Source organism: Aminobacter sp. P4_H6_2 (genome assembly GCF_056400805.1).
The window spans coordinates 1-7,347 of record NZ_JBFUKO010000266.1 but is presented as its reverse complement, the minus strand read 5'-3'; the positions used below and the strand labels follow the sequence as shown (position 1 = coordinate 7,347).

General features: G+C 62.4%; 5 protein-coding genes. 3 read left to right on the top strand and 2 right to left on the bottom strand.

The annotated features are described in order from the left end of the window. Positions 1–488: 488 nt before the first annotated feature. Both msrP and AC1DUU_RS18455 read right to left on the bottom strand, forming a co-directional pair. Positions 489–1,448: a protein-methionine-sulfoxide reductase catalytic subunit MsrP gene (gene msrP / locus AC1DUU_RS18460; protein ID WP_476784856.1), complete on the bottom strand. Its 960-nt coding sequence runs from the start codon at positions 1,446–1,448 to the stop codon at positions 489–491. 176 nt (positions 1,449–1,624) lie between these two features. Next, the gene (locus tag AC1DUU_RS18455) at positions 1,625–3,676 is read right to left on the bottom strand and encodes an elongation factor G (protein WP_476784855.1); all 2,052 of its coding nucleotides are present in this window, start codon (positions 3,674–3,676) and stop codon (positions 1,625–1,627) included. Between the two features lie 297 nt (positions 3,677–3,973). Between AC1DUU_RS18455 and AC1DUU_RS18450 the strand changes: the two genes are divergently transcribed. From AC1DUU_RS18450 to AC1DUU_RS18440, 3 genes are all read left to right on the top strand, one after another. Continuing rightward, entirely contained in the window at positions 3,974–5,563 is a 1,590-nt protein-coding gene (locus tag AC1DUU_RS18450) for an ABC transporter substrate-binding protein (RefSeq protein WP_476784854.1), read from the top strand. Between the two features lie 412 nt (positions 5,564–5,975). After that, positions 5,976–6,707, top strand: coding sequence for a DUF1254 domain-containing protein (locus AC1DUU_RS18445; RefSeq protein ID WP_476784857.1), 732 nt, complete (start codon positions 5,976–5,978; stop codon positions 6,705–6,707). Positions 6,708–6,715: 8 nt separating this feature from the next. Further along, the coding region (locus AC1DUU_RS18440; protein ID WP_476784853.1) for a DUF1214 domain-containing protein at positions 6,716–7,347 on the top strand (632 nt) is incomplete at its 3' end.

Genomic DNA, 7,347 nt, shown 5'->3' with positions numbered 1-7,347 from the left:
GTGTTCCCCTCTGGAGGTTCGCCTTAATCGGCACTTCCAATCAAACTCAGCCGGATCTTCTTGGATCCGGCTTTTTTGTTGCCTGAATTCAGGCTGGAGCGGCTTCCGTCTGTTTGGTCGCGCGAGGATGTTCTGGCGCGTTGCAGTAGGGCATCCCCTTACCGAAAGTCGCCCCTAAGACACTGGCCGACGTTCCGAGCGGCCCGCGTAACAGTGACATGTAACCCCCGGTAACGTTCCTCGAAGCCTCTGACGCGCCTAGTTTTTAGGTGGACGCGGTGATGGCGCGCCGGGAGATGGGGGCATCACCCGAACGTGCCAGGTTCAGGCAACGCGCCGCGTCCAGCAGATTGCCAACGGAACAAAACGTTGGCCACGAAGCGGCGGACCTGCCGTCCCGCCTCCCCGGAACGGTCCGCAAAAAGCGGCACTCGAGGATTTGCTCGAGTGCCGCTTTTGATTTGTCCTGACAGTCGCTGACTTGTCGCTCACATGTAGAGCTTGGCAGGGTCCTGGCCCGCGTAGAGCTGGCCCACCTCGGCCGCGTAGCCGTTGAACAGCTGGGTCGGCACCAGCTCGCCGGTGGCCAGTACGCGTTCCTTGGCCTGGCTCCAGCGTGGGTGAGGAATCTCGGGGTTCACATTGGCCCAGAAGCCATATTCGCTCGGCTGGATCGCTTCCCACAGGCCGACAGGTTGTTCGGCGACGAAGTCGATCTTCCGGATCGATTTGATCGACTTGAAACCGTACTTCCACGGCAAGGCGAGCCGCAGCGGCGCGCCGAACTGCTTGGCCAGCGGCTTGTCGTAGGCCCCGGTGACGAGGAAGGGCAGGTCGAGCGCAGCTTCTTCGATGGTGACGCCTTCGATGTAGGGCCAGGGGTAGACGAAGTCGTTCTGGCCGGGCGCCATGGCAGGATCGAGGAAGGTTTCGAAACGGATGAATTTTGCGTCCGCTTTCGGACTGGCGAGCGCCACCAGGGACTTGAGCGGAAAGCCGCTCCACGGAATGGTCATCGACCAGGCCTCGACGCAGCGGTGGCGGTAGAGCCGCGTCTCCAGCGGGAATTTGCGGATCAGGTCATCGATGGCAAGCGTCATCGGTTTGTCGACAAGGCCGCCGATCTCGACTTCCCAAGGCCGCGTCTTGAGCTGCTGGGCGTTGGCTGCGATCTCCTTGTAGGTGCCGTATTCGTAGAAATTGTTGTAGTTGGCGTTGATCTCTTCGGGCGTCAGCGGCCGGTCGAGCTTGTAGGCCGTGTTCGGCTTGGCGGGATAGAGATCGGCTGTGGGGTCGGCGTCTTCGGCGCGTGCTCGCCGGGGCAGGGCAGCAGCGGCGAGGCCAAGGCCCATGCCAGCCAGAATGGTGCGGCGGTTGAGGAATATCTCTTCGGGCGTGGCCAGAGCTTCCGATATCGCCCAGGACGGGCGGCGATGTATGAATGCCATCAGTGGTTCTCCCCTCAGCCAAGCCCTAAGTTCGGCCGGGCCGGATGCGAAATCAACGGTAATGCCTTCACATACGAGTGCGAACGGCCCGTTGTTACAGCGCATGGCCGATACTGGTCATCAAGAGACTGTGAAGAGGAGGACCGGGCGGCGGTGACGCCRGCCGGTCTACGTGTTCAGGCAGCCTTGCCGCCTGACTGCATCGCCTCGTCGGCGAGGCGGCCGGTGAGCTCGGCCATATGGTCGAAGTCGGCGCGGTAGGTGGCAGCACCAGCGGTTGCCGAGCGTAGCTCGATGATCAGGTCGCCGATCTCCGATTGCGGCATGGTCGCCTCGACCACGTCCCAGCCGGGCCAGCCCGAACGAGCGTCATAGCCGAGGATTTGACCGCGGCGCTGCGGCACCAGCGCGATGATGCGCGCTGTGGCATCGGACGGCGTGAAGATCTCGACCTTCATGACAGGTTCGAGCAGCACCGGCGAACAGCTTGGCATGCCTTCCTTCATTGCGATCCTGGCCGCCATCTGGAAGGCCATGTCGGAGGAATCGACCGAGTGGAACGAGCCGTCCGACAGGTTGACCGCGATATCGACAACCGGAAAGCCAAGCGGGCCGGTCTTGAGGAACTCGCGCGCGCCTGCTTCAACCGACTGGATGTACTGTTTGGGCACGACACCGCCGGTGATGGTGTCGGTGAACTCGAAGCCCGAACCGCGCGGCAGCGGCTTGATCTCGATGACGACGTCGCCGAACTGGCCGTGACCGCCGGACTRCTTCTTGTGGCGGCCGCGCTGCTGGACGGACTTGCGAATGGTTTCGCGATAGGGAACCGCCGGCGCATGGCCTTCGACGGCGATCTGATTGCGTCCTTCGAGCCGCTCGCGCACGACCCGCAAATGCATCTCGCCATGGCCCGACAGCACCGTCTCGGCAGAATCCTGATTGTGGTGCAAGGTGAGCGAAGGGTCTTCTTCGGCAAGGCGCTGGATCGCCGCCGACATCTTGACCTCGTCCTTGCGCTCCTTGGGGCGAAGGGCGAAGGCATAGACCGGCTTCGGCGGCGCGAGGCTGACCAGCGGCTTGGTGCCGCCTTTGGCCGAGGTCAGAGTCTGGCCGGTCGAGACATTGTCGAGCTTGCCGAGTGCCACCGTGTCGCCGGCACCGGCAGTGGCAAGCTTGGACTGATCCTTGCCAAGCATGCGGTAGATGCCCGAGACCTTGGCGGTGTCGGTTGCGTTGAGCCAGAGTTCGGCGCCATCGGTGACTTGACCAGAGAGAATGCGCGACACCGACAGCTTGCCGGCATGCGAGGTGTGTATGGTCTTCATCACCTGAACCACGGACGCATTGCCGTCGCCCAGGCCAAGCCGCTTGCGTGTCGCCTCGACATCGGGTGCGTCATGGYGGATGGCCTTGAGCAGCCTCAGCGTGCCATTGCCCTTTTCGGCCGAGCCGATGAGCACCGGGGTGACGGTGCCATCGCGCAGATCGGCGGCGAGGTCGTCGAAGATCGCGTCCTTGGGAGGCTCGATCTCTTCGAGCAATTGTTCCATCAGCTGGTCGTCATGGTCGGCAAGGGTTTCGAGCATGGCGAAGCGCGCTTCGAGTTCCTGCGCCTTGTCGTCGCTGTGAATGTCGGCGATCTCGCTTGCGGCGTATTCGCGGTAGATGTAGGCGCGCTCAAGCGCCAGGTCGATCGAGCCGACGATGACGCCGTCCTTGCGCAGCGGGATCTGGCGTAGCAAGAGCGGGGCCCGGCTGACCGGCTGCAAAAGCTTCAGCGTGTCGCGCACGCCTGATGTCGCCTTGTCGATCTTGTTGAGGAACAGGATGCGCGGGATGCCGAGCTCGTCGAGCTTGCGCATGATGACCTGCAAAGCGGGGATCTTCTTCTCGTCGGGCTCCACGACGACGACCGCGAGATCGCAGGCGGCAAGCACCGGTTCAGCCTCGAAGGCGAACTCGACCGAGCCTGGGCAATCGACGAAGGTGATGCTCTCGCCCATGAACTGGGTGGTGGCGAAGACCGCCTCGACGCTCATGGCATGCGCCCGGGCCTCGGCGGAATGGTCGGAGACGGTGCTGCCGGACGAAACCGGCTGCTGCTTGGGGATGGCGCCCGTGCGGGCGAGAAGGGCTTCAAAAAGTGTGGTTTTACCGCTGGCAAAGGGACCGACGATGGCAATGCACTTCGGTCCCGTGCGTCTTCCTCCGGCGCGACTACCCATGAGAGCTGACCTCCACTCAGGCATTTTTCCCTGAATGCGGCGGCCGGCCTGTTCGGCCGTCGCGGGTAACAACGTTGGTGCAGTTCCTCCCGTTCGAACGCATCGTCACACGGCTTTGAAGGCAGGGCAAGAGGAAGGCTTGTCGAGCTTCACCCAACGGCAACCAAAATGTGCTGAACTCCAAAAGCGGCATCCGATGTCGCTTCCAGCGCGCTGAGCCGATACCGCTGCAAATCAATATCGGAGGCGGGAACAATGACGACATCAAGTCGCGCCCATCAGGAGGAACGTAGTCGAATGTCCAGTGAACTCGATCATCTCAGCCGCCTCGTGGTCAGCGGGCGGCTGTCGCGCCGCGACTTTCTCGGCCGCGCCGCAGCCCTTGGCGTCACTGCCTTGTCGGCCAATACTCTGCTTGGCAGTGCCGCGCGGGCGCAGGCCCCGGTCAAGGGTGGCATATTGAAGGCTGGCATGGTTGGCGGTGCCGCCACTGACAGCCTCGATCCGGCAAGCTGGGCGAGCCAAGTGCCCTATACGCTGGGACGCAGCTGGGGCGAACAGATGCTGGAAGTGTCGCCGGCAGGCGAGATTGAGCCCCGGCTGGCCGAGTCCTATGAAGCCTCCGACGACGCCAAGACCTGGCATTTCAAGATCCGCAAGGGCGTGACTTTCCACAATGGCAAAGACCTGACGCCGGCAGATGTGATGGCGACGCTGGAGCGCCATGCCGACGCCAATTCGAAATCGGCGGCGCTTGCGTTCGTTAGCCAGTTCGACAGCGTGAAGGTCGATGGCGACTATGTCGTCATCCAGCTCAAGGAGGCCAATGCCGACCTTCCCTACGTGGTCAGCGACTATCACCTGATGATCCAGCCCAATGGCGGCAAGGACAAGCCGACCGAAGGCATCGGCACCGGACCCTACAAGGTCGTGGTCAACGAGCCCGGCGTGCGCCACGTCGGCGAGTTGCACAAGGGTTATTGGGGCACCGACAAGCGCGGTCATGCCGACCAGATCGAAATCGTCGTCATCAACGACGCGACGGCCCGTACATCGGCACTTCAGGGCGGCCAGGTCGACATGATCAACCGTGTCGAACCCAAGATCGTCGACCTGATCAAGCGCGTGCCGGGCGTTGAAATCCGCAACGTGCCGGGCAAGGGGCACTATGTTTTCATTGCCCACTGCAACGCTGCCCCCTTCGACAACAACGACTTGAGGCTCGCACTGAAATACGCCGTCGACCGCGAGGAGATGGTGCAGAAAATCCTGAGCGGCTACGGCTCGATCGGCAACGATATGCCGGTGACCAAGGCCTATGCGATGTTTGCTGACGACATCGAGCAGCGTAAATACGATCCGGACAAGGCGGCATTCCACTACAAGAAATCGGGCCACAGCGGGCCGGTTCTGCTGCGCACCTCCGATGTCGCGTTCCCCGGTGCGGTCGATGCCGCCCAGCTCTATCAGCAAAGTGCGGCCAAGGCCGGCATCACGCTTGAGGTCAAGCGCGAGCCCGGCGACGGCTACTGGTCGGAGGTGTGGAACAAGCAACCCTTCTCGATGTCCTACTGGACCGGGCGGCCGACGCAGGATCAGGTCTATTCCATCGCCTATCTCTCCAAGGCTGAGTGGAACGACACGCGCTTCCAGCGTGAAGACTTCGACAAGCTGATCTTCGCCGCCCGCGGCGAGCTCGACCAGGCCAAGCGCAAGGATCTCTACCGGCAGGCTGCCGTGATGCTGCGCGACGAGGGCGGCGTCATCGTGCCGATGTTCAACAACTACATCGACGCGACCGGCACCAAGGTCGGCGGCTGGGTCGACGATCCCAACGGCGAGCTGATGGGCGGCCATGCACTGACCAAGTGCTGGGCGAACGCCTGAGCGCAGGACGTGAGGTCTGCCGCTAGTGGGTAGACCTCACGCCTCGAATTCCCAGGCAAGAAGTCGCTGGAGCTGCGGACCGCCGGGAGCAGCCCTGGCGCGGCGGAAAGACTGCGTGCGCGATGCCAGTGCGCCCGACGCGATCTGACCCCTGACAGCTATGCCGACGCCGTCCTCAGCGGCCTGCCGCAATTTGCTGGTTCAACCACAAAAAATGGATTGGAAGTGAGCGCTTGGGCGGAAGCATCAAGTTCCCAAAGCGTCGCAGCCTCCGGCCATTCAAGTGCGGTTGCGACCGCTGTTCAGGGGCAAGCTTCGGTGCGATATTCCAACCAGAGCGTCAGGCGAACTTGCCCGAGTTCATGTGCCTGAAACGCTGCGACGATGACAGTGGCGAAGTGCCGTGAACAAAATGTTGCTCGGAGCGGTTGCCTTGGTCTTCGCGTCTCTCCCCGCGCAGGCCCAGGACCGTTCCGCCGACGAACTTGCGCAGCGCACTGTGGAGCGGCGTGCCGTTGACGCCGTCATCTGGGGCATGCCGGCGGTCAATTTCGATCTGATGCTTCAGGCGGGGCTGAAGGCGGGCGCCAAGGACAACGAGATCGTCTACTGGTCAGGTCTGCCGGACTGGAAGAACCAGACCCTCACCCCCAATCCCGATGTCATCTACCTGATGCCCTTCTTCGATACCAAGGACGTTGGCCCGATGGTGATGGAGATCCCGCCGGCTGGTCCCGAAGGCTCAATTACCGGCAGTATCGACGATGGCTGGCAGACGGGACTGGAAGATGTCGGGCCGGCCGGCGTCGACAAGGGAGCTGGCGGAAAATACCTGATCCTGCCTCCCGGCTACAAGGTGAAGACGCCTGACGGCTACATTGCGCTTCAGTCGGCGACCTACCAGAGTTACGCCTTGTTGCGCTCCAACGTGGCGAGCGGCAGCGCCGCCGACGTCGCCAAGGCGGTCGAGTATGGCAAGCGTGTGAAAGTCTACCCACTGTCTCAGGCAGCCAGCCCACCATCCACCAAATTCGTCGATGCGATCGACGTTGTCTACGACAGCACCATTCCCTACATTTGCGCTTCTTCCAGTCGCTCGACCGCTTCGTTCAGTACGAGCCCTGGATCGAGCGCGACAAGGTGATGATCGATATGCTGAAGTCGATCGGCATCGAGAAAGGCAAGTCGTTCGCTCCCGACGAGAAAACCCAGGCGATCCTGAAACAGGCGGCCAGCGAGGCCCACGCCGAGCTCGATCACCGCTACGAAGGCGTCTTCACCACATCGTTCAACGAAGGAATGCAATGGGTGCTTCCCGCGCTGCCGGGGGTGTCCGAAGGCATGATGACCAACTTTGCCGATCCGGATGCCTATCCGGTCGACGGACGCGGCGTCGCCTATTCGATGGCCTACTTCAGCGCCAAACATCTGGGCGCGGGGCAGTATTATCTGATGACGATCCGGGACAAGGACCGAAAGCCCCTCGACGGCAGTGGCAGCTACAAGCTGACGGTACCCGCCGAGGCGCCGGTGAAGCTCTACTGGTCAGCCACCGTCTACGACCGCGCCACGCATGCGCTGATACGCGACATGCCTTACTCAAGCCGCGCTTCCACTACGCAAGGCTTGGTCAAGAACGCCGACGGATCGGTCGACGTATATTTCGGGCCGAAGGCGCCGACCGGCAAGGATGCCAACTGGGTGCCGACGAACCCGGACGGCAGGTTCGAGGTATTGTTCCGACTGTACGGCCCGGAAAAGCCGTTCTTCGACCAGGTTTGGGT

What these genes read in the sequence shown, in the direction of transcription:
- msrP (WP_476784856.1), bottom strand. Translation starts at nt 1,448, where the DNA reads ATGGCATTCATACATCGCCGCCCGTCCTGGGCGATATCGGAAGCTCTG.
- AC1DUU_RS18450 (WP_476784854.1), top strand. Translation starts at nt 3,974, where the DNA reads ATGTCCAGTGAACTCGATCATCTCAGCCGCCTCGTGGTCAGCGGGCGG.
- AC1DUU_RS18445 (WP_476784857.1), top strand. Translation starts at nt 5,976, where the DNA reads ATGTTGCTCGGAGCGGTTGCCTTGGTCTTCGCGTCTCTCCCCGCGCAG.